1 protein-coding gene is annotated in these 575 nt (G+C 72.2%); it reads right to left on the bottom strand.

Going from position 1 to position 575, the window contains the following annotated elements; all coding sequences use genetic code 11:
* Window positions 1-49 precede the first annotated feature (49 nt).
* Window positions 50-575, bottom strand: a 526-nt coding sequence (locus P409_RS35665; protein ID WP_034849916.1) for an ATP-binding cassette domain-containing protein, incomplete at its 5' end; no start/stop codon positions are given.

Below are 575 nucleotides of genomic sequence, written 5' to 3'. Positions count from 1 at the left end.
GCATCGTGCCAGCGCGGGGCGGGGCGGGATGTTTCTGGCATCGTGCCGCTCATCGGTGGGCCCGCGTGCCGGTATAGGCGCGGACGACGTCGGGGTTGCGCAGCACCTCGGCGACGCCGCCATCGGCGATCTTGCGGCCGCGCGCCATGACCATGACCCGCGTCACCACGGACTGGATGGCCTCCAGATTGTGGTCGACCACCACAATGGTGTGGCCGTCGCGGTTGAGGGCCTTGATGTGGTCGATGATCTGCTCCAGCAGGCGCGGATGGACGCCGGCGAAGGGCTCGTCGAGCAGCAGCAGCCGCGGCTTCAGCATCAGCGCCCGGCCGAGCTCCAGCAGCTTCTGCTGGCCGCCCGACAGCGCCCGCGCGTACTGGTCCGCCAGGTGGCCGAGCTTCAGGAACTGCAGCACGTCGCGCGCCCGCTCCTCCGCAGCGGCCCGCCGCTCCCCGGGGTCGGACAGCGCCGGCACGATCAGGTTCTCCATCACCGTCATGCGGCGGAACAGCCGCGGCACCTGGAACGTCCGGGCGACGCCGCGCTGGGCGAAGCGATGCGCCGGCGCGCCGGCC

The organism is Inquilinus limosus MP06 (assembly GCF_000767795.1).
GTDB lineage: Bacteria > Pseudomonadota > Alphaproteobacteria > DSM-16000 > Inquilinaceae > Inquilinus > Inquilinus limosus_E.
The sequence above is the reverse complement of the archived record's forward strand: the minus strand, read 5'-3'. Positions and strand labels throughout refer to the sequence as shown.